21 protein-coding genes and 2 pseudogenes are annotated in these 18,836 nt (G+C 49.6%); 13 read left to right on the forward strand and 10 right to left on the reverse strand.

What is annotated here, in order from left to right:
• Positions 1 to 59: 59 nt before the first annotated feature.
• The 10 genes from C3F38_RS02670 to C3F38_RS02720 form a co-directional block, all read right to left on the reverse strand.
• Complete coding sequence (locus tag C3F38_RS02670; protein WP_104456908.1) at positions 60 to 818, reverse strand: Tat pathway signal sequence; 759 nt, start codon at positions 816 to 818, stop codon at positions 60 to 62.
• Between the two features lie 53 nt (positions 819 to 871).
• Positions 872 to 1,792, reverse strand: coding sequence for a hypothetical protein (locus C3F38_RS02675; protein WP_055317736.1), 921 nt, complete (start codon positions 1,790 to 1,792; stop codon positions 872 to 874).
• A gap of 63 nt (positions 1,793 to 1,855) precedes the next feature.
• Positions 1,856 to 2,227: a hypothetical protein gene (locus C3F38_RS02680; RefSeq protein ID WP_055317435.1), complete on the reverse strand. Its 372-nt coding sequence runs from the start codon at positions 2,225 to 2,227 to the stop codon at positions 1,856 to 1,858.
• A 141-nt stretch (positions 2,228 to 2,368) separates the two neighbouring features.
• Positions 2,369 to 3,055 carry a hypothetical protein gene (locus tag C3F38_RS02685; RefSeq protein WP_055317436.1) on the reverse strand — a complete coding sequence of 229 codons (687 nt, stop codon included), beginning with the start codon at positions 3,053 to 3,055 and terminating at the stop codon, positions 2,369 to 2,371.
• A 13-nt stretch (positions 3,056 to 3,068) separates the two neighbouring features.
• On the reverse strand, positions 3,069 to 3,806 hold the full coding sequence (locus C3F38_RS02690; protein ID WP_055317437.1) for a HupE/UreJ family protein: 738 nt from the start codon (positions 3,804 to 3,806) through the stop codon (positions 3,069 to 3,071).
• Between the two features lie 43 nt (positions 3,807 to 3,849).
• Positions 3,850 to 4,215 carry a hypothetical protein gene (locus C3F38_RS02695; protein WP_055317446.1) on the reverse strand — a complete coding sequence of 122 codons (366 nt, stop codon included), beginning with the start codon at positions 4,213 to 4,215 and terminating at the stop codon, positions 3,850 to 3,852.
• A gap of 267 nt (positions 4,216 to 4,482) precedes the next feature.
• Positions 4,483 to 6,276: an ATP-dependent helicase gene (locus tag C3F38_RS02700; RefSeq protein ID WP_065772197.1), complete on the reverse strand. Its 1,794-nt coding sequence runs from the start codon at positions 6,274 to 6,276 to the stop codon at positions 4,483 to 4,485.
• Positions 6,257 to 8,041, reverse strand: coding sequence for an ATP-dependent endonuclease (locus C3F38_RS02705; RefSeq protein ID WP_055317439.1), 1,785 nt, complete (start codon positions 8,039 to 8,041; stop codon positions 6,257 to 6,259). Before C3F38_RS02705 ends, C3F38_RS02700 begins: the two co-directional genes overlap by 20 nt.
• 713 nt (positions 8,042 to 8,754) lie before the next feature.
• On the reverse strand, positions 8,755 to 9,429 hold the full coding sequence (locus tag C3F38_RS02715) for an inovirus Gp2 family protein (RefSeq protein ID WP_233211744.1): 675 nt from the start codon (positions 9,427 to 9,429) through the stop codon (positions 8,755 to 8,757).
• A gap of 326 nt (positions 9,430 to 9,755) precedes the next feature.
• Positions 9,756 to 9,992 (reverse strand): AlpA family transcriptional regulator, encoded by a 237-nt coding sequence (locus C3F38_RS02720; protein WP_055317440.1) that lies wholly within the window; start codon positions 9,990 to 9,992, stop codon positions 9,756 to 9,758.
• 383 nt (positions 9,993 to 10,375) lie between these two features.
• Between C3F38_RS02720 and C3F38_RS02725 the strand changes: the two genes are divergently transcribed.
• The 13 genes and pseudogenes from C3F38_RS02725 to C3F38_RS02785 all read left to right on the forward strand — a co-directional run bounded on the left by C3F38_RS02725 (position 10,376) and on the right by C3F38_RS02785 (position 18,783).
• The gene (locus C3F38_RS02725; RefSeq protein WP_104456909.1) at positions 10,376 to 11,062 is read left to right on the forward strand and encodes a hypothetical protein; all 687 of its coding nucleotides are present in this window, start codon (positions 10,376 to 10,378) and stop codon (positions 11,060 to 11,062) included.
• Entirely contained in the window at positions 11,037 to 11,681 is a 645-nt protein-coding gene (locus C3F38_RS02730; protein ID WP_158656485.1) for a hypothetical protein, read from the forward strand. Before C3F38_RS02725 ends, C3F38_RS02730 begins: the two co-directional genes overlap by 26 nt.
• Before the next feature lie 315 nt (positions 11,682 to 11,996).
• On the forward strand, positions 11,997 to 12,431 hold the full coding sequence (locus C3F38_RS02735) for a hypothetical protein (RefSeq protein ID WP_055317442.1): 435 nt from the start codon (positions 11,997 to 11,999) through the stop codon (positions 12,429 to 12,431).
• Positions 12,432 to 12,490: 59 nt separating this feature from the next.
• Positions 12,491 to 13,330 (forward strand): hypothetical protein, encoded by an 840-nt coding sequence (locus C3F38_RS02740; RefSeq protein ID WP_055317443.1) that lies wholly within the window; start codon positions 12,491 to 12,493, stop codon positions 13,328 to 13,330.
• A gap of 58 nt (positions 13,331 to 13,388) precedes the next feature.
• The gene (locus C3F38_RS02745) at positions 13,389 to 13,580 is read left to right on the forward strand and encodes a hypothetical protein (RefSeq protein ID WP_071934095.1); all 192 of its coding nucleotides are present in this window, start codon (positions 13,389 to 13,391) and stop codon (positions 13,578 to 13,580) included.
• Between the two features lie 442 nt (positions 13,581 to 14,022).
• Positions 14,023 to 14,844 (forward strand): DUF932 domain-containing protein, encoded by an 822-nt coding sequence (locus C3F38_RS02750; protein ID WP_023315136.1) that lies wholly within the window; start codon positions 14,023 to 14,025, stop codon positions 14,842 to 14,844.
• 69 nt (positions 14,845 to 14,913) lie between these two features.
• Entirely contained in the window at positions 14,914 to 15,384 is a 471-nt protein-coding gene (gene radC / locus C3F38_RS02755) for a DNA repair protein RadC (RefSeq protein WP_055317444.1), read from the forward strand.
• A 12-nt stretch (positions 15,385 to 15,396) separates the two neighbouring features.
• Complete coding sequence (locus tag C3F38_RS02760; protein ID WP_061549934.1) at positions 15,397 to 15,714, forward strand: type IV toxin-antitoxin system YeeU family antitoxin; 318 nt, start codon at positions 15,397 to 15,399, stop codon at positions 15,712 to 15,714.
• Positions 15,715 to 15,763: 49 nt separating this feature from the next.
• Positions 15,764 to 15,991 (forward strand): annotated as a pseudogene (locus C3F38_RS02765) (TA system toxin CbtA family protein); the annotation flags it as partial.
• 71 nt (positions 15,992 to 16,062) lie between these two features.
• Positions 16,063 to 17,183 (forward strand): IS3-like element ISSen4 family transposase gene (locus C3F38_RS02770; RefSeq protein ID WP_085950818.1). Its coding sequence is split into 2 segments (ribosomal slippage): positions 16,063 to 16,321 and positions 16,321 to 17,183, totalling 1,122 coding nucleotides; the frame shifts between segments, so codons are not numbered across the junction.
• Between the two features lie 30 nt (positions 17,184 to 17,213).
• A pseudogene (locus C3F38_RS26805) lies at positions 17,214 to 17,309 on the forward strand (toxin); the annotation flags it as partial.
• 216 nt (positions 17,310 to 17,525) lie between these two features.
• Positions 17,526 to 18,038: a DUF962 domain-containing protein gene (locus tag C3F38_RS02780; RefSeq protein WP_055317595.1), complete on the forward strand. Its 513-nt coding sequence runs from the start codon at positions 17,526 to 17,528 to the stop codon at positions 18,036 to 18,038.
• Position 18,039: 1 nt separating this feature from the next.
• Complete coding sequence (locus tag C3F38_RS02785; RefSeq protein WP_233211731.1) at positions 18,040 to 18,783, forward strand: nucleotidyltransferase domain-containing protein; 744 nt, start codon at positions 18,040 to 18,042, stop codon at positions 18,781 to 18,783.
• The last annotated feature ends 53 nt before the right edge of the window (positions 18,784 to 18,836 follow it).

Genomic DNA, 18,836 nt, shown 5'->3' on the forward strand with positions numbered 1-18,836 from the left:
AAGAGTGTCGAAGGTGTTATCGCCGCCTCCCTGCGCAGCCCCTCCTGACGAGAAAGGTGTTAACTCAGAAGTCCCAGGCAGGTTTTCAGGCTCAACCGGGTCGCCTCAACGTCGCTGTGGATGATGGTGCACCAGTCGTCACGGTTAGCCCGAATGTCTTCGAGCCAGCTGTTCAGGGCCTGATTGAACGCCATGGTCTTCTCGCGCTGCGGCCAGCTCATCTGGTTAGCGCTGTAAATGTCCCGCCCGGACTGCGGCATCTGTACAGTTTGCTGTGTCGACATCCGGGAAGTCACTGACCAGGTATCAGAGTTACCGTTCCAGGAAGACATCACAGGGAAGCCCGCACCGCGCAAAGCGATATCCCAGGTGGCATCAAACAGGAATGTTTTCCCGTTTAACTCAAAAATCACGGTGTCATGAAACCCCTGTGTTTGCGGCAAAATGGCCAGTATTTCCGAAGGAATGGGTAAATCAGCCCAGTCAAACTGCACCAGTTTTCGCCTTGCCGTAATACCACCGGCAACCAGCAGTCGTTCGGCCGCAGCGGCTTTATGACGACAATCGCCAAAACCCTGCTCAAACAGGCTCATGCTTTGGTCATTCCATGAACCGAGCTGATAGGGTATTCGCCTGACCAGTTCAAAAATGGCTCTCCGCAATTCCGTTGAGCCACTCTGAAGTCCGAGAGATTGCAAGATCCAGCCCGGTGTTATCGTCTCCTGAGCAGAGCGACGAGTGATTATTTTTTGCCATGTTTCACTGACTCTTTCCGCCAGAGAGGCTGCCAGGGTTTCCCCCGGCAGTAATGTTGTCATCAGCAATGCTCCTGTGGTGGTGAGGAAATGTCTACGCGTCAACATATCGGGCGTTACACCTCCACGCTGCGACGAAGCGCCGACATAACCAGTGATTCACAGACCACTTCTTCATCCTGAACCCGATTAACGCCAGGGAAGACCATCCGGCTCATCGGGGACGAACGGAGTCGGTGATAGCGGGCAATCGCGCCATTCATTCCCCCCATTTGTTTGCGTCTGACCAGCCGCAGCCCGTGTTCCCGGGCGACTTCATCCATCGCACTCGCCAGGACAGGGTCGTGATTGAAGATTAAGACACCATCCCCTTTCAGCAGTCGGGCTGCACTGCGAAGGAAAGCCGTGTAATCCTGCTCAAAGTAAGCCGCCGCCTGGGAATAGATAATATCGACCTCACCGGCCTGAACGCCCCGGTTCTCCAGGGCACACAGCCCGGCAGCCGTCACGTAAGGGTGTTCTGTCACCCCTTTTGGCAGCGATTCATGCCACGGCGTGAGATTGGTGAAGTGCAGGAATGCACTCTCCCCGAGCTGCTCCCTGAAGCCCTCAGCAAGCCCGGAAATTGTCGCCTGATGGCTGGCTGCTTCTTCTGCGCGAAAACCCGCCCAGGCAGCACCAATTTCCAGGAAGGTGACGGTGCCATTTTTGTGGTGAATGTTCTTCGCGTAGTGAACGATATCGAACCCAATTTCTCGCGCCAGGCGAAACGAGCCGCCGCTGGAGGTCCAGGGACCATCAAAGCCAAAGGCAAGGATCGCTTTGAGCATCGAGCCCGTTTCCTGATGCATCATTTTCAGGAACGGAATGACTTTACGCCGCGAAGGAACCGGAACGTTCGGACGCAATTTTTTGGCCTGAAGGTCGCGATTAACGCCCATGCACAGCGTCTGCCAGTGCAGGGGATCGATACGATAATTGAGTGCAGTGAAATTCCGCGCAATCTCGCGACGCGCCTGGATAGAGTCTTTATACATAGCCTCTCCGCTAAATCTGAAGTTGATTAAATCCGGGCAGCAAACAGCTGCCGGTAACAGCGATCAGATTTGGCGGGTGCTGGGAGGACGATAAATGATGTCCGTGGTCTTAACAGGGCTACGGAGATCGGCAAGCGGTAACCATCTGTCTGCTACAGGAGAGAGGGAGATCTCCACAGAGGGCGGCTGCCCAGGGGTTTCATGGAAATGGTCTGTCTGATGATGGCCAGCATGGCCAGACTGAGGGATGTCCGAATCGTGAGAGTGATCCTGCATTGTCATGGTGACTTCTGCGTCGTGCAGATTCATCTCGTAGCCTGTCAGGCCGTTTGTACCGTGCGATGCAAACGTCCCCATCGACGACATCATCATGCCAAAGGCCATGATGACAATCATCAGAACATGACGGGGTGAACGCTTAAACATCAGGTACATCGCTGAATGCTTCTCTCAATGGACAATCACAACGGTTTAAAAAGATTAGCATCCCCCCGGGGAGGATGTAAGAGGCTGGAGTGTAAAGTCTTGTATTGCCGGGATGAATGAAATGGGCCCGCATCATGCGGGCCCGATTAATCAGATGACGCGCTTGATACTCATGTACTCCCCGTTGGTATCCAACTGGATCGTGATCGTCTGCGAACCACGGTTTCGCCAGAACCAGCCGTGCTTCCCGTCAAAAGCGGCCTGCAACACACCATCCCCTGAGGTTATCTGCCGGTCCTTGCCATAGCCGTGGTAAAACCCTTTCGGCGCGTTAACCGGATCGCCGTGCGCATCGACGTTCACTGGGCCAGAGCTCATCCACTGGTAAGCCACCCGGGCATCCTTACGCATTTCCATCTTCACTTCTGCCGCTTCATTCGGCTTCAGTGTAATCAGCAGCTGATTGCGCTGAGTTCCTGCGGCTGGCGCTTCCGGCGCACGAGTTGTGGCCGGGACGCTCAGTTCCGGGTAGTTGTTTTGCGTGATTGTCGGCGGGTTGTCCGGCACAGGGCGTTCATTTACGGGTGCTGTTTGCTGTGCCAGTGGACTCGTACCCGCTTTATCAGCAGCCGCTTCCTCTGCCAGTTGCGTTTTGATTTCACCCATCTGTTTAAGGCCCAACAGACGGCCAACGCCCGTCGGATCAATACCGTATTCTGATGGCATCACGATGGTAATCAGCAGCGTAAGCGCCACAATGGCGGCAAGGATAGTCGACTGCATCAGCTTCATCGCAGAGGGCAGTTCTGCGCGGGTCGGTAAATCGGTGTTATACATTCTCTTTTCTCCCTCAGGCTAAAACGTAGCCACAAATCTGGTAACTCATTAACAGGAAACCGGCGCTCATCATCACAACGTTGGCGGTGTAGGCATGGCGGAAAAAGCTCGCCGTCTGCCGCCAGTAGCTCATGATGATGAGGATGGCGCTCAGCGCCAGCAGCTGGCCTATCTCAACCCCGACATTGAAGGCAATCAGGTTAACGAAAAGGCCATCGGAAGAAATTTCGAACTCCTTAATTTTGGTCGCCAGACCAAAGCCGTGGAAGAAGCCAAAAATGAGCGTCGCAAGCTTCGTGTTTGGCTGAAAACCAAACCAGCGCTGGAAAGCCCCAAGGTTATCAAGCGCTTTATAGACCACCGACAAACCGATAATGGCATCAATAAGATAAGCGCTGACGCTGATATCAAAGAACGTACCAATGAGCAGCGTCGTGGAGTGCCCGACAGCAAACAGGCTGACGTACAGCCCGATATCGCGCATTTTGTAGAGAAAGAAAATCACCCCAAACAGAAACAGCAGGTGATCGTAGCCGGTCACCATGTGCTTCGCGCCAAGGTAGATAAACGGGATGATGTTAATCCCGGTGATTTCCTGGATGTACCCTTTGTCGCCTTCCGCCACGCCGTGGGCAGACGCCCCCTGGCTGTAGAAAAGCAATAACAACAAGAAAAACAGACAAGCCGAACGTGCCTGAACTGAAAGCAGGCCACCGCTCAACCGGCCCTGCATATCAAGGCTGGTATTCATAAAAACCCTTACAAATTGAATAATAACGAATTAATGGAAGTTATTACGCAGTCAGGGATCTCGGAGGGCGTTCGGGTGTGGCCTGGGGCATCCGCAGGGTTTGTTCTGAACTCAGCGCGAACGTCACCCGCATGCCTGCGTTCCAGGCCTGCAAAGCAGTCAGCGTGAATAGTTTGTTCAGATCGTGGGAATGATCGGCGTTGAGGTGATGCACATTACCGTGCGAGTGGAACAACAGCGGATCGTGCTCATTTAGTGGTTCATCGCTATCGTGCTGATGGTCACTGATGGAGGTTGTATCCTGAACGTTGTACACAGCCTGTGGTTTTGCCATAAGCGAACTGCTCAGCACGGCAACAGCCATGATGATAAGCACGATTCTGGAAATGACTTCACGGCTGATAAACACAGTCAACGGCATCCTGATGATACAAGGTAATAACCTGCGTAATGTATCCGCTATGCCGGTTTGATTTCAATAGCTGTTTTGGGTTTGGATTTATCTGGAATGTTTCAATAATTCTGGCGTCCGCTTCTGACATGCAGTGGCAGATTGAGTGGTCTGCAGGTCTGCTGTGAGGGAGAAGCAGAAATTCATAATGTTTTACAGCCAGATGGCGGTTTCTCTAACTTCGCCTTTATCAATAAAGTGGGAGCAGGTCAGATGCATAAGGTTCTATGTCTGCTGGCTGCGATGATACAGTTCGGCAATCCAAGGTGAATGTTTACCCTTTTCATAAACCATATGCAGCTCTTTTCGGGGACGAGTAACGCCTACATAAAAGAGGCGACGGGCCTCGCGAAGGGCATTATCTGAAGTTAGATCTCGCTTACTCGGGAAGTCATATTTATTTACCCCAAACATTATGGCTACATCAAATTCTCGGCCTTTTGCACTATGAAGAGTGCTAAGGGTGATGCGTCCAGTTCCTTCTACTTTCCCAGCGAATATATCCAGAGCCACATCCAGTCCCCTGAAGGGATCGGTTCGTTTCAGTAACTCAGAGATGACATCCCATTCCTGCTGAGTGTTCTGTGAGACAGCCATCCAGCCGGTGATGAGCTCATCATTTAAACGTCTCAGCCACTCGTGAGCACTTTCCGCTTTATCAATTCCGTTTCGTAAAAAAGTGATGAGCTGTACGGTCAGTAATTGTTCTTCAGCACGGCTTGCGCGGCGGCCATAAACAAGAAAGAGCGCCTGACCCAGTAAGAGGTTAAATAGTGGAGAGGCTTCTTTCCATCCCCCAGTTACCCACTGACTGCAGGCTTCGATGAAACGGGCAAGACGAGAATTGCGCTTAATGAGAGCATTACTGTCAGCACGTATTATGGCAATATTTCTGGCCTTGAACTCATCCGCAACTTTATCGCCAAGCCAGGCTGCCCGGTAAAGAACCCCGATGCGTTCAGGATGAAACCCTCTTTCAAACAACGAAGGAATTAGATCATGAGCGATAAAATGCGCCTGTGCGTCATAATCGCCATTAATTCCATGGAATCCTAACTCTCCCTCTGGATTACCATCGGGGCCAACATAATCGCGGTCTTCTCCCAGCGCCCCTAGTGATGCCCTGATAATTTTCGCGCCAGATCGATAGTTGAAGCGAAGACGGAACGGTCTTACATCTGCCCGTGAAACAAGACTATCCAGTAGCCCTGGATTTGCACCATTAAATCCGTAAATGGACTGATCTGCATCACCGACCGCAAATAATCGTATTCCACCGTTAAAGCACAGCAGCAGAACCAGCTCATGAAGAGCGTGCCCAAGATCCTGATATTCATCTACAAACAAAACAGGATAGCGCGACCGGATAGCATTACGTACCCATTCATGCTCGCTAATAATACGAAAAGCGATGAGTGGCATATCATCAAAGTCAATCAGTCCTAAGCGCCGAAGTTCTGCCTCATAACCTTCAATAAAATCTGCCAGCTCCGGATTGTTATTCCGCCAAGCCGGTAGGAGTCGGTTCACATCCCGGCGTCGTTTCTCTTCTGCAAATTTCCACCGTGCATGAGGATCTCCGACAGATCCGAATCTAGCCTGGTAAGCCACTTCAACAGCCGCGCGACTTTCATCTCTGGTCGCCACACGAAAATCATCCGGCAGCAAACCCGGTATACATCGTGAGTAGGGGATTAAAACCTGATTTAATGCAAAGCTATGCACGGTGCCAATAAAGTTCCGCTCATCGCCAATGACTTTAAAGCATGCCAGACGTCCTTCAAGTTCAGAAGCGCATTCATTGTTGTAAGTAATACAGGCCACGCCTCGGGGGTCAGCGACCTCTTCAATCAGGGCACGTGCCATGGCAGTCGTAAGTGTTTTGGTTTTCCCGCTGCCTGGCCCAGCAATAACTACGCAGTGGCCGGGGTATGTGGCCGCAGCGTACTGCTCTCTGTTCGGCAATAGCTCATTCAGAGCCTCTGAAAGTGCGCGGCGGTCAGACATTCGACACCACATATTGAATAGCTGAAGCAATATACTCCGGCGGCGCAAGCCCAGGTGCTTTTTGCTTCAGCTTGGCAGCCAACCGTCCTTTACCTATGTCAGATATCATCGCGAGAAGTTGCGTCGGGTCTGGAGCTATACCGGCACGCCATGAAGCAATCCTTGATGAACGTAACACACCAAATCCCTGTTCATCGAGGATATCAAGCAGCGCTTCTTTGAGGCCTGTCGTATTGGCTACAGCGACTTCAAATGTCTGATCGTTTAAAAAAATGCCAATCCTTTCAAATACAGGCTTACAGACTTCATAAGAACTGTTATTGAACCAATTAATATTTTCTGGGGTTAGTTTTCCCAGTTTTTCCGATACATCACTATATGCTTGCCAGATACCAATTGAACGGGTTTTACCCATCGGTTGTTTCGTACCATCCAGTGGGTCCCAGTCGGTTACGACGGAAAAAGGTAGTCCGAGGCTGGCTGCCAGCTTCACGTATGGTTCAAAATTAACTCCCGCTACGTTACATACCGTGATCCCTAGCTGGTCGAGATTGATCCCCATGGCCTGTGCGAAACCTGGAAGTAAAACCTCCTCAGCATCGCCTTCAACAAATATTACCCCGTTAGCAAAAAGCAGCTCCGATCTGGTTGCTGTTAAATATCGTTCAATGTCGTCGAGTTCTTCACTGGTTACTGGCAGATCGGCTAGGGAAAAAGCTCGGGATCGCCCTTCAGGATCCCTGCAAATGCGAACAACAGAACGAAGAGGAGCAATGGTTGCCAGCGTGGGAGAATGGCTCGTTACAATCAAAGACTGATCTTTGTCGGCATTATTGAAGAGTTTGTCAAAAACAGCGCGCTGAAGCTGTGGGTGAAGGTGTGCTTCGGGTTCTTCAATACAAAGCAGGGAGAAATTACGTTCATTCTTTTCACGTCGCCATGCAAACTCTGCTAGCTTGAGTGATATCAGAGCCACGTTCGCAGAACCTAGGCTCGCTTCAATAATGCCTCTCTTTCCATCATCAATGAACATAGAGATAGAACGCATCAATCTGAGCGGGTCAGCAGGCGCAAAACGGAGGCGGGCATCTAAATCGTGAGCAGTTCCAGCCAAGTCAAGAATGCCACCACGAAGAGAATCTTCGAGATCCTTAATTGATGGGAACTTCTCCATGGTTTCCGTTGCTGCCTGAAGCTCAGTTGCTACGCGATCCAAATCGGCTCGGCTCAGTGAAGAGAATGCATCTTCCAATAAGGGGCGTAGCGGAGAGTTTCGCCAAGAAGCAAGTTGTGCTTCTGCATCGCGTAACGCGTCCAGCATATCAATGGAGATCCGCCGCCTGACGCGTCCAGGTATGGCTCGCGATTCCTGACCTCCGCCAAAAACAATAAACTCACAGTCCTCACCCGAACGTGGAGCCCCATCGACTTCTTCCTTTTTACGAAAAATGTAGCTCAACCTTGCTACGGTAGGATCCTCTGCGATGCGAAAATCGGTCAACAGAGCTGAGAGGGAAGGGTCACTGTCGAAATCGGCGAATTCAAGGTGCACCTCAATTTGAGGGTTTGATTCAAGGTCGCAGCCATCCCAGAAATCTGACAGCTTAAGCTGCCTGGCTGAATCAGGCAGAGTGGGATCAATAACCAGTCGAATTGCGAAAAGCAGATTACTTTTACCGACACGATTTTCCCCCAATAACACAACATTACCTGCCAGGGGAATATCAGCCGCCTCAAAATTTCTAAAGTTGCGGATTCCGAGTTTTGATAAATACATAAAACTCCCTCTAAATGCATTACATAGGCTTTGGAAAGACGTTCTTCTGGCAAAAAGCTCATAAAATTTAACAGCGAAGGTTCTGAGCGATTTTACTTTATTCTTTTCTTATCATCGGCCGTTAATTGCAAGAGTTCAACACTTGGATTTAAGACTTACTGTAGTGAGGGCAGCTCACTACGTCTGCTTCTGGTACAAAGCAGTCGGTACAGCCTTTTACGCATCTGTCGCATAAAGCCAGTCAGCACATTGAGGGCATATCTTCTCTCCATGCCAGCAGATATGGCACCAGCAGCATCTCCATTGCCGCATAGACGTGTTAGCCGGTGGAAGGCGCTTTTGTGGAGGAGGTATTGTTTGTGGTGAGGTGGTTTGCTCTTGCACTGCATGGAGCTTGTTAAATCGACATGCTTTAAGCCGAGCGACATTGTTGATATGCCCTGGCAGGTGCACAAACGTTTTAGTAGTTGTCAGAGGGTCAAACTGAACACCGATCTGCAGTTTGCAGTAAATGCACTGCAATGAATCAAAATCAACCTGTTGAACAGAGTCTGGTGTAACCCATTCACCCTCTGCGGTGACGGCGTGAGTGGCTAAAACGAAGTAATTCATAATGAACCCCGGAGCAAATGAAAAAGCCAGCATGGTTAGCTGGCTTTGTGTGTGACTGAGAGATGTGGCTGGCGGTAACACCCTGACCAGCCCCTGTTCGATCAAGACTGGCTACAGCCAAATGACCGTTCCTCATTGCTGTATACTTTCGTACGTTCCTTTGCCAGGTAGCTAAGGCGGTACATTAAACTGTTATATGACTCAGAGTAGGCTGGAGGATTATTGATATTCAGGTGATAACAGGGTTTATCAGGGAAGTGAATCAGCGTTAAGTATTCAGTAGCTAACGGTAGCTTTAAAGCGCTCAACCATGCAGCCTGAATCATAGAGGCCACGTTATAATCATTCCCCGTATAATCACCAAGACCGAGAAAGGCATCCTTATTGAGGAATAACACCACATGCCAGTGTGGTTTATCACTTTTATCTTTATCGATTTCTTTAACCCAGGCGTAGCGTAAATGGCATGGATAGACTCTCATGCCATTTTTACTTTTACTCTTCAGGAATGTCTGTATACGGGAATCAAGTGCTTCAATAAAACGGGACATTAGTCCTTTATTCATATCGATAATGCAAGAAATGCTATCGCCGGTATCTTTATAATCGGGTACATGAAGGTCAACACGAATGGCTGTTGTTCTTGGATGTTCACGCACAGCGTTATGAATGACATTCGACAATCGATGTAAGTAATGAGTGTTGAATGGTGCATGGCCCATATTGAGTGTGTAGATATTATTCATTGTTTCTTTTCTCAAAATGAAGAGCATCATTGCTGATGCCATAATGTTTTAAAGGATGTGAGTGATATCACTTCAGATTGTTAGAGTGTAAATGCCATGTTTAGCTGATAAGCTTATATGAGATATATCACTAATGTGATATTAATGAAGTTTATGCAGGTAGTTATGATTGCTTATTTAGTGCAGTACTTGGTGTTGATGAGCATATTACGCATGTATAGTAGATTGTACTAACAAGTATATATTACCATACCAACACAACTGGTGTATTAAACGACCAATGCATTCTTGGATGTATTCGCATTCTATATTTAGAATTCACTCCGAAGTTAGCATGTTTTTCATAAGGAAAGGACTTACTCATTTCCCTCATTAAAGATTACAACAGAGTCAGTACGCGATAATTTAATCTTCTCCTCGATCCACTCTTTTACTTCACTTTCAATCCAGCGGGAGCTGCGACCAAACTTCACCGGCTTTGGAAACTTACCTTCATGCGCCAGCTTATAAAACCATTTATCAGATAACCCTGTCAGTTCAGTAATGAACTGCATGCTAACGAATTTATCTTCGTGAATATTAATAGTGCTCATGACATGTCTCCGTAATGTATCAGGAGGACACCGGTCGGCATCCTTTCATGTCATTGGTCGCGTATGTACGATTTTACATTTCCAGTGTTCTGGGCAGCATTTGAAAGCTGCAACCTTTTCCTGCAGATGCTCAGAAGTCACCCTGTCGTTACACTATGATAAACTGGAAGCATGAAGTCGTGCTGAAATCACACCCATAAATATGGTAAAAACCCTTCTTCTACGAGACTTTCAGGACAATCATGTACTACATTTTTTACTACATAAAAAACTATGTTGATAGCTATGAAGATAACTAGTTTTTTATCTCCTTTTTTGACTATTTTTAAACCTAACCTTATGATGGTTGACATTTAATCGAAACGTATAACAGGAAGTAACTTGTGGAAAATTCACTGCACAGTGCAATAATAAATAACAGGAGAGACCTGAGATTATTCCTGTGGTACCTGTCTGATCTGGATCTGGCCATATTGACCAATAAACTGGCAACAACAAAAAACATTTACAATGCAGATGACATATTTGGCAGTAATATTGAAATCGCCGCAGATGCAATTAATCAGGCTGTACGACTGATTAAAGATAATGAAGTTAAGAGGATCTACACACTAGATTTTAATGATTTTAAATCACTCCAGATGCCCGCATCTGAATTTTCTTGGGTAAAAAAAACACCTGATGCTTGCTACTTCACATGGCTGTTTATCAAAAGCCAGATACACGATTCATTCAAAGTGCTTGAGTTGGACGTTTTTATAGTCGGTAGAATAAGGAATCAACGCTATCCCAACATTCATGATTCCCTTTACAATAAACTGGAACTGGATGCTTATCCTGTCGATAATAAAGAGCGTCTGTCTGCTATAGAGGATTTTTTTGACCGTGCGCCTGCGACCCTCAAAGCCAGGCTCGATCTGATGCGCCAGATTCGTAACAAGTGGGAAGAGATTTATCCTTCGAGTATAAATTTCCCTCTTTCACCAAAAAAACAAGAAAAAATGCGACTGGGCCTGGGAATACATTCAGAAAGACAGAAGTCGAATGAATACCCGGAGAAAAGATCGTGAGGGGCATTATACCGGGGAAATCAATCCGGTATCTTTTACCAACCGCAGTATGCTGTCCATGCTGAGGCCGTCAGGCTCCTTTGAAAAATACATGGCTGTTAAGTTTTATTTTTTGTTCATTTATATGTTTTTAAAAGATGAATTGTTTATTCAACGTTTTAAAAAGGCATGGCAGGTACATCAGTACAGAGCAACTTCTGATACCAGAGAAAGAAAAGCATCTTTGCGTGCCCGGGTAAAGAATAAAACATCAGCACCGAATCCCGTTTCTGTACCATTGACAGTCACAACACTTACCGAACTTGCTACTATCAGTAATATGTCCTCCATACCGGAAATACAGTCTTATAACCAATATACTCCGGTCAATGAAATAACGAAAAAGGAAGAAAAGGACTGTCAGGCTCATAATACAAAGGCGCAGCACGACACCCCCGCTGATAATTCCAGCGACGGCCAGGTCACGCATATTTCCATTGGGGAAGTCCTGAAACGTATGGGGAAATTACCTCGCATTGATGAACACTCGGGAGCGATGCCAGATAAAAATCCGGGCTCAACCTCAAAAAGAATCTGGACGAGGTTGCAAAAAGCGATGATGGAAGGTGACAAGGACTAACACTGAGCATCCCCCGCGTTCTGACCCATCCCATTTCTTTTCAGACCTGTATTACCACGGTGAGATCATTCCGGACAGTTTCTGGAATGTCTCACCGCATTGATCTACAACGCCGATCGATACTTCAAATAATGATAGTCAATTCCTATTGATAATAAGTTATTGATCGCTATTTTCATAGATAATAACGATCAATTCCTGGAAACTGATCTGTAATAACGATTATCCCGCCCCGGACAAAATGCATACCATCGAATGGCCCTTTATACAACAAAAGGCCATTTTTCTTTTGTAAAACAATAGTAAGGAATCTCTATGTTGAAGATTACGTCTGTACTTCTTTTCGGCGCAGCATTGTTCAGTGGTGCTGTGCATGCAATGGGCCCGGAGCAGCAATGGGGCAACTGGTTTGGCACTGTCAATGCGATGGAGTTTGAACTTAACGCCGACAATAGCGCCGGAGAGCGTATGACGCTCACCTGCCGGGACAGTCATTTGATAGTGAGCTACAGCGGGTCAGATAAGAAGCCAATGTATATACCAGATAATGGGCAAGAAGCTATGGGAATCAATATCAATGCAGTTCATTACCCCCCGGATGAGGCGGCTTTTATAGCGCTCAAAAACACAGACAGCCATGGGCAAATTGAAATCACCCGGATGAATAAATCCGTATCTCACCCCTTCAATACCGCAGGGCTCAGGGACGCTCTGGAGGGCCTTAACTGGGAAGACTGCATCAGCCATTAACCACCCCATCCGGTAGCTCATGCTCCCGCATTGTTAATCATCAGTAAGGATATCTTTATATGGCGACATTCATTTCACGCCTAATTTTACTCTGTACGCTTTCGCTCCCGGCCTTCAGCTTTGCCATCACCATTCCCGGTAATATTCATCCAGAACGCTACACGTTCTTTCTGACAGATGGCGGTGGTGAAATGCTTCGCGAAATGAACGATGCGGCAGTCAGCGTAAAACTCAACAATAAATCTGGTTTCAGCGCGGATGCACAGAGCAAGGCGGCTACAGCGAATATCTCTCCTTTATTGTACGCAGCATCACCGCTTGAACAGAACTTTATCCGCTACGACAGTAAACCGGTTAAGGCTCTGACTTGTCTCGTAACGACCCGCACTATGCCGGGGCAGAATAAAAATTACTCATGGGAGGAAACCTATTGCCTGGATGAAACCGGTGCTGCCTACATCGGCACAAAAGGCTGGCCGTCACGTGCTATCGTCGAAAAGAGCTGCGAGGTGGGTGCTTCCGGTTGTCCTGTATATCTTGGTCTGAACAATGATCCACCGACCATGCGGAATGATGCTGCGCAATATATTCCTTACAGCAGCGATCGGGCAAGCGGGCAGAAAGAACGTAGCTCTGGGCCAAAATCAACGTCCGCTGAAACCGTCGCAGAGCAGGACGGTTATGTGGTGATTTTTGTTAAAGCCAGCAACTGTGCAGACAACAAACTGATTGTCAAAAACACAAGCTCCGGGAAAACCGCCGCAATTGAAGGATTAAGTGGTTGCTCTTTTGATCCGAAGAAAAATGCAGTAATTATCTTCCCTCAAAATGAATACGTCGGCGTCTACAGTGGTCCCACAAACGCTTCTGAGGAAATAGCCTCAGTCGATCTCCCCTAATTACTCTTCCAGTCCGGTATAAGCTTCCTGCGGTACCGGACACCTTTTGGATCAACCTATGAAAACTAAAAAATCCCCGGACGATACAACGCCAGATGCAGAATCATTTGGGCTGACCTGGCCCGTTGTTTTCAGCGTCGCAGGGCTCACACTGCTGAGAAGTAAGTCGGTCGTATGCCAGACAATAGGGGCCAGCCTGATGACCTATAGCCTGATAAGACTCATAAAAAAAATCGCCACGCTTGCCTGAAAAGTCCCAATCAGGCAACACGATTTGTGTTCTAACACCTGTACCAGACGTATTATCGCCTTTCGAAGCCCACCGGGAAGCTAACTCTCGACAAAAGCTGAAGCGTTCCTTTATCAAAGGGCTGGCTGCACTAGCAGAGGACAGAATCAATGATGATGCCTTTGTTTTATCGGTGTGCAGCAAAGCGTATGAACGCTTACCTCTGAACATAAGGCGAGTCGTTCAGTACGAATGGTGTCTTCGATACTTCAAGTACAGTAAACCCTTTATTCTGCGGCGATTACAACATCACCAAGCCGAAAAGCAAATACCACCGGCATTACCTGACAGAGAACTCTCGCCACAGCAGAGCCAGCCACCAGCCTCTCCCTGAACATTTTATCTTCCATCCAATGCCACTCTACTGGAGTGGCTTTTATGTCCGTTTTAAAAGGAATCAACTATGACCCGTTTAGCCAGCCGCTTTGGTGCAGTCAACCTTGTTCGTCGTGACCGCCCGTTAACTCGCGACGAACTGGCTCATTATGTGCCCAGTGTCTTCAGCGAAGAAAAACATGAATCCCGTAGTGATCGCTATACCTATATCCCGACAATTACCCTTCTCGATAACCTGCAACGCGAAGGTTTCCAGCCATTCTTCGCGTGCCAGACCAGAGTCCGCGACCAGAGCAAACGAGAGCATACGAAGCACATGCTGCGCCTGCGTCGTGAAGGCCAGATTACTGGCAAACAGGTTCCCGAAATTATTCTGCTGAATAGCCACGATGGCTCCAGCTCATATCAGATGCTACCGGGGTTATTCAGAGCAGTTTGCCAAAATGGGCTGATTTGCGGTGAGAGTTTTGGCGAAGTGCGCGTGCCGCATAAAGGCAACGTAGTAGAGAAAGTCATCGAAGGGGCCTACGAAGTACTGGGAATATTTGACCGTGTAGAAGAGAAACGCGATGCCATGCAGTCACTTTTGTTACCGCCGCCCGCTCAGCAGGCGATGGCGAAAGCTGCGCTGGCATATCGCTTCGGTGAGGAGCACCAACCGGTGACAGAGACGCAGATACTTTCCCCACGCCGCTGGCAGGACGAAAGCAACGACCTTTGGACCACTTACCAGCGTATTCAGGAAAACCTGATCAAAGGCGGGCTCTCGGGGAGAACAACCAAAGGAAAGCGCGCCCATACCCGAGCAGTGAAAGGTATTGACGGTGATGTGAAGCTCAACCGGGCCCTCTGGGTGATGGCTGAGAATATGCTTCAGCTTGCTTCATGATCCCTTCCACCATTTTTCCTTAACACCTTTCCGAAGATTCGGAAGGGCTTTTCTTTCTAAGGAGCAACCATGTCTACGATCAATTTATCCCCGGTATTTCCTGCAAACGAGCAGCGAGTCATCCAACGAGCATTACGTCTGCTGGAGAAATACCAGCGTCAACCGAGTGAGTCATTTACCTCCAGCAGCCTCACAAAAACCTGGCTGCAACTGCAGATGGCTCACCTGGAGCGGGAAGTCTTCATCGTGATGTATCTCGACAATCAGCATTGCCTGCTGGAGCGAGAAACACTGTTTACCGGCACGTTCAGCCATACCGAAGTGCACCCCCGCGAAGTGGTTAAATCAGCCCTGAAACATAACGCCGCTGCGGTCATTCTGGCGCACAACCATTCGTCCGGCACGACAGAAATCAGTCAACAGGACAAACATATTACTCAAAGGATTATGAAAGCGCTGGCACTAGTGGAAGTGCGCGTGCTGGATCATCTTGTGGTGGGAAACGGGGTGGTGTCTTTTGCTGAACTTGGTTTGCTTTAAAGGGAGGTTTTCATGTCATTAACACCAGCCCATGAATGGGGGCTAAAAAGCGATATTGTTCCACGTTTTGGTGCCAGATTAATTCAGGAAGGCAACCGGCTGCATTACCTGGCAGACAGGGCCGGGTTGAAGGGGAGCTTTACCCCTGAGCAGCTGCGGGATTTAGAGCGATCTTTCTCTGCGCTCACAGAACAACTTGAAAATCTGCTGCGTACTGGCGAGCTAAACCCGCGCCAGCAACACCAAGTAGTAGTTCACCTTGCCGGGTTTACATGCATAGCAGATACCTGTGGTAGCTGTGGCTACGTTTACATCACTATTTATCCTTAGCCTGGTGACAGGTAACGCTCTTCTCAGCTCTTTCTTATCAGGACCCAACATGCAAATTTCAACTGCTCCGAACATCGTGCCGGTTTCGTCACGACCATCGTCTGTCAAAGTATGGCAACAATTATTAACATACCTTTTAGAGCATCATTACGGCCTGACGATCAACGACACACCGTTCAGTGATGATACGGAGATTCTGGAACACATAGAGGCGGGAGTGAATCTTACCGATGCCGTTAACTTTCTTGTGGAGAGATTCGAGCTTGTGCGCATTGACTGACCTGCTCCCCGTTGATTAGTACACCCCGATGTTAGTAATGTCTTCATAAGCCACATGAGGACATCCCCATGAAGAAGCGTTTTTCCGACGAACAGATCATCAGTATTCTCCGCGAAGCCGAAGCTGGGGTACCCGCCCGTGAACTCTGCCGCAAGCATGCCATTTCCGATGCCACGTTTTACACCTGGCGTAAGAAGTATGGCGGTATGGAGGTGCCTGAAGTTAAGCGCCTGAAGTCGCTTGAGGAAGAGAACACCAGACTCAAGAAGCTGCTTGCCGAAGCCATGCTGGATAAAGAGGCGCTTCAGGTGGCTCTTGGGCGAAAGTACTGACGACAGACCAGAAGCGGGAAGCCGTGATGTTGATGTGTGATGCGACCGGTCTGTCGCAACGTCGTGCCTGCAGGCTTACAGGTTTATCCCTGTCGACCTGCCGCTATGAGGCTCACCGTCCGGCTGCTGATGCGCATTTATCAGGGCGCATCACTGAGCTGGCACTGGAGCGCAGGCGTTTTGGCTACCGTCGTATTTGGCAGTTGCTGCGCCGTGAAGGGCTTCATGTTAATCATAAGCGCGTGTACCGGCTTTATCACCTCAGTGGCCTGGGCGTAAAACGCAGAAGACGTCGTAAAGGGCTGGCAACAGAACGTCTGCCGCTGCTCCGTCCGGCGGCGCCCAATCTGACCTGGTCGATGGATTTCGTCATGGACGCACTTTCCACCGGTCGCAGGATCAAGTGTCTTACCTGCGTCGATGATTTCACAAAGGAATGCCTGACGGTCACTGTTGCCTTTGGGATTTCAGGCGTTCAGGTCACGCGTATTCTGGACAGCATTGCACTGTTTCGAGGCTATCCGGCGACGATAAGAACTGACCAGGGGCCGGAGTTCACTTGCCGTGCACTGGATCAATGGGCCTTTGAGCATGGTGTTGAGTTGCGCTTAATCCAGCCGGGCAAGCCAACGCAGAACGGATTTATTGAGAGCTTTAACGGACGATTTCGCGATGAATGTTTGAATGAGCACTGGTTCAGCGATATCGTTCATGCCAGGAAAATTATTAATGACTGGCGGCAGGATTATAACGAATGCCGCCCGCACTCCACGCTGAATTATCAGACACCGTCTGAATTTGCAGCGGGCTGGAGAAAGGGTCATTCTGAGAATGAAGATTCCGACGTTACTAACTGAGTGTTGTATCTAATCGTGGGGGCAGGTCATGACCAGAAGGGTTTCTCCTGGCAGGATCAAGAACATTGGCTAACACCTTTGGATGTTCATCGGGCACAGTTTAACCTTGGCTTGAGGCGTTCATAACACAGCCAGTTGGCCAGCTAGGAAAAACATGTGGGGGCACAATTGGGGGCATTAATCAAAATCGCATCTAAAAATAATCAATAAATTCAACATGATTAACAACCAAATGCGACTCCTGTGATCGCCAATCCCTGATCATTTTCCTATGCTGAACGATACGGCTATCTTTAATGCAATGAGCCGGCTCGGCCGTGCGCGCATCATTCGGAGGTCAACATGCGAAGTCTGGAAGATCAACTTGCCGCTTATGCCGCCTATCACCGCGATGCGCGCAATATCGCCACGCATTTTATCGGCATCCCGCTGATCGTCGTCAGCCTGCTGGCGCTGCTCTCCCGGCCGGCGTGGGGCGCTGGATGGCTGCCGTTTTCGCCGGCCACCGCGGTGGTTATCGTCGCGGCCCTCTATTACCTGCGGCTGAGCCTGCGCCTTGGCGGCATGATGCTGGCGTTGCTGCTGCTGTGCCTCGGGTTCGGCGCCTGGGTGGCGTCGCTGTCGACGGCGGCGTGGCTGAGCATCGGTATCGTCGGCTTCGTCATCGGCTGGCTGTTTCAGTTTGTCGGGCATTTCTGGGAGGGGAGAAAACCGGCGTTTATGGACGACGTGACGGGCCTTATCATCGGCCCGCTGTTCGTGCTGGCGGAAGCCTGCTTCCTGGCCGGCGGGCTGCGCGAACTGCAGCGGAACATCGAAATGCGCTCGGGCAAAGTGCGCAGTGGAAGGGCATGAGGTGGGCTTGATTCCTACGGTGACGGCGTTTCCGCTGCAGCAGGCTTTTATCCCGCTGCTGGAGGCGCTGACGTCGGGGCTACCGTGCCAATTCCCGGCGCTCATCCACAGCATATACCTCTACGGCAGCGTCGCGCGCGGCGAAGCCATTCCCGGCGTGTCCGATCTGGACATCACGCTGTTGCTCACCAAGCCGGCCGATAGCGAGGCGTTGCAGCGCCTTGAGGCGTGGCGGCAGGCTTTTCAGCTGGAGCAGCGGATCGTGAGCAAGGTCGACTTTGACATCGGCAGCGTCGAGGAGGCGTTGAACCCTGAGCATTGCCATTCCTGGGGATTTTGGCTGAAGCATCACTGCCGCTGCCTGTGGGGCGAAGACGTTTCCGCCGCTTTTCCGCTGTTTCGGCCCGATCGGCGCATCGCGCTGGCGGTCAATGCCGATTTACGGCCCGTGTTGGTGCGTTATCGGGAGCAGCTACTGCTGCAGGCAAGCCCGGTGCCGGATGAGAAGCGCTTAAAGCGCGAAGCGGCCAGAAAGCTGATCCGCGCCACCAACATGCTGCGCGCCGAGGGCAGCGCATTCTGGCCGACAACGTTAACCGACTATGCCGAACAGCTGCTGGCGCGCTATCCGGCACAGCAGGCTGACATGACGTACTTGCTGGCACATGCGGTTGGTGAAGCGAATGACGCCGCCTTTGTCGACCGGATGATGGATTTTCTTGCGTGGATAGAAAAGCGGCGGTAAACCGGCCGCCACGCATTATCACACCGGGTAACGGACGCCGATACCCGCCCCCT

Origin of the sequence: Serratia sp. SSNIH1 (assembly GCF_002935055.1) — a bacterium.
Classification (GTDB): Bacteria; Pseudomonadota; Gammaproteobacteria; order Enterobacterales; family Enterobacteriaceae; genus Serratia; species Serratia nevei.

Excerpts from the sequence above, each read along its gene's own strand:
- C3F38_RS02675 (WP_055317736.1), bottom strand. The coding sequence starts at position 1,792 with ATGTATAAAGACTCTATCCAGGCGCGTCGCGAGATTGCGCGGAATTTC.
- C3F38_RS02720 (WP_055317440.1), bottom strand. The coding sequence starts at position 9,992 with ATGAGCACTATTAATATTCACGAAGATAAATTCGTTAGCATGCAGTTC.
- C3F38_RS02670 (WP_104456908.1), bottom strand. The coding sequence starts at position 818 with ATGACAACATTACTGCCGGGGGAAACCCTGGCAGCCTCTCTGGCGGAA.
- C3F38_RS02730 (WP_158656485.1), top strand. The coding sequence starts at position 11,037 with ATGAATACCCGGAGAAAAGATCGTGAGGGGCATTATACCGGGGAAATC.
- C3F38_RS02780 (WP_055317595.1), top strand. The coding sequence starts at position 17,526 with ATGCGAAGTCTGGAAGATCAACTTGCCGCTTATGCCGCCTATCACCGC.
- C3F38_RS02690 (WP_055317437.1), bottom strand. The coding sequence starts at position 3,806 with ATGAATACCAGCCTTGATATGCAGGGCCGGTTGAGCGGTGGCCTGCTT.
- C3F38_RS02760 (WP_061549934.1), top strand. The coding sequence starts at position 15,397 with ATGTCATTAACACCAGCCCATGAATGGGGGCTAAAAAGCGATATTGTT.
- C3F38_RS02705 (WP_055317439.1), bottom strand. The coding sequence starts at position 8,041 with ATGTATTTATCAAAACTCGGAATCCGCAACTTTAGAAATTTTGAGGCG.
- C3F38_RS02685 (WP_055317436.1), bottom strand. The coding sequence starts at position 3,055 with ATGTATAACACCGATTTACCGACCCGCGCAGAACTGCCCTCTGCGATG.
- C3F38_RS02745 (WP_071934095.1), top strand. The coding sequence starts at position 13,389 with ATGAAAACTAAAAAATCCCCGGACGATACAACGCCAGATGCAGAATCA.
- radC (WP_055317444.1), top strand. The coding sequence starts at position 14,914 with ATGTCTACGATCAATTTATCCCCGGTATTTCCTGCAAACGAGCAGCGA.
- C3F38_RS02700 (WP_065772197.1), bottom strand. The coding sequence starts at position 6,276 with ATGTGGTGTCGAATGTCTGACCGCCGCGCACTTTCAGAGGCTCTGAAT.
- C3F38_RS02740 (WP_055317443.1), top strand. The coding sequence starts at position 12,491 with ATGGCGACATTCATTTCACGCCTAATTTTACTCTGTACGCTTTCGCTC.
- C3F38_RS02735 (WP_055317442.1), top strand. The coding sequence starts at position 11,997 with ATGTTGAAGATTACGTCTGTACTTCTTTTCGGCGCAGCATTGTTCAGT.
- C3F38_RS02715 (WP_233211744.1), bottom strand. The coding sequence starts at position 9,429 with ATGATGCTCTTCATTTTGAGAAAAGAAACAATGAATAATATCTACACA.
- C3F38_RS02680 (WP_055317435.1), bottom strand. The coding sequence starts at position 2,227 with ATGTACCTGATGTTTAAGCGTTCACCCCGTCATGTTCTGATGATTGTC.
- C3F38_RS02750 (WP_023315136.1), top strand. The coding sequence starts at position 14,023 with ATGACCCGTTTAGCCAGCCGCTTTGGTGCAGTCAACCTTGTTCGTCGT.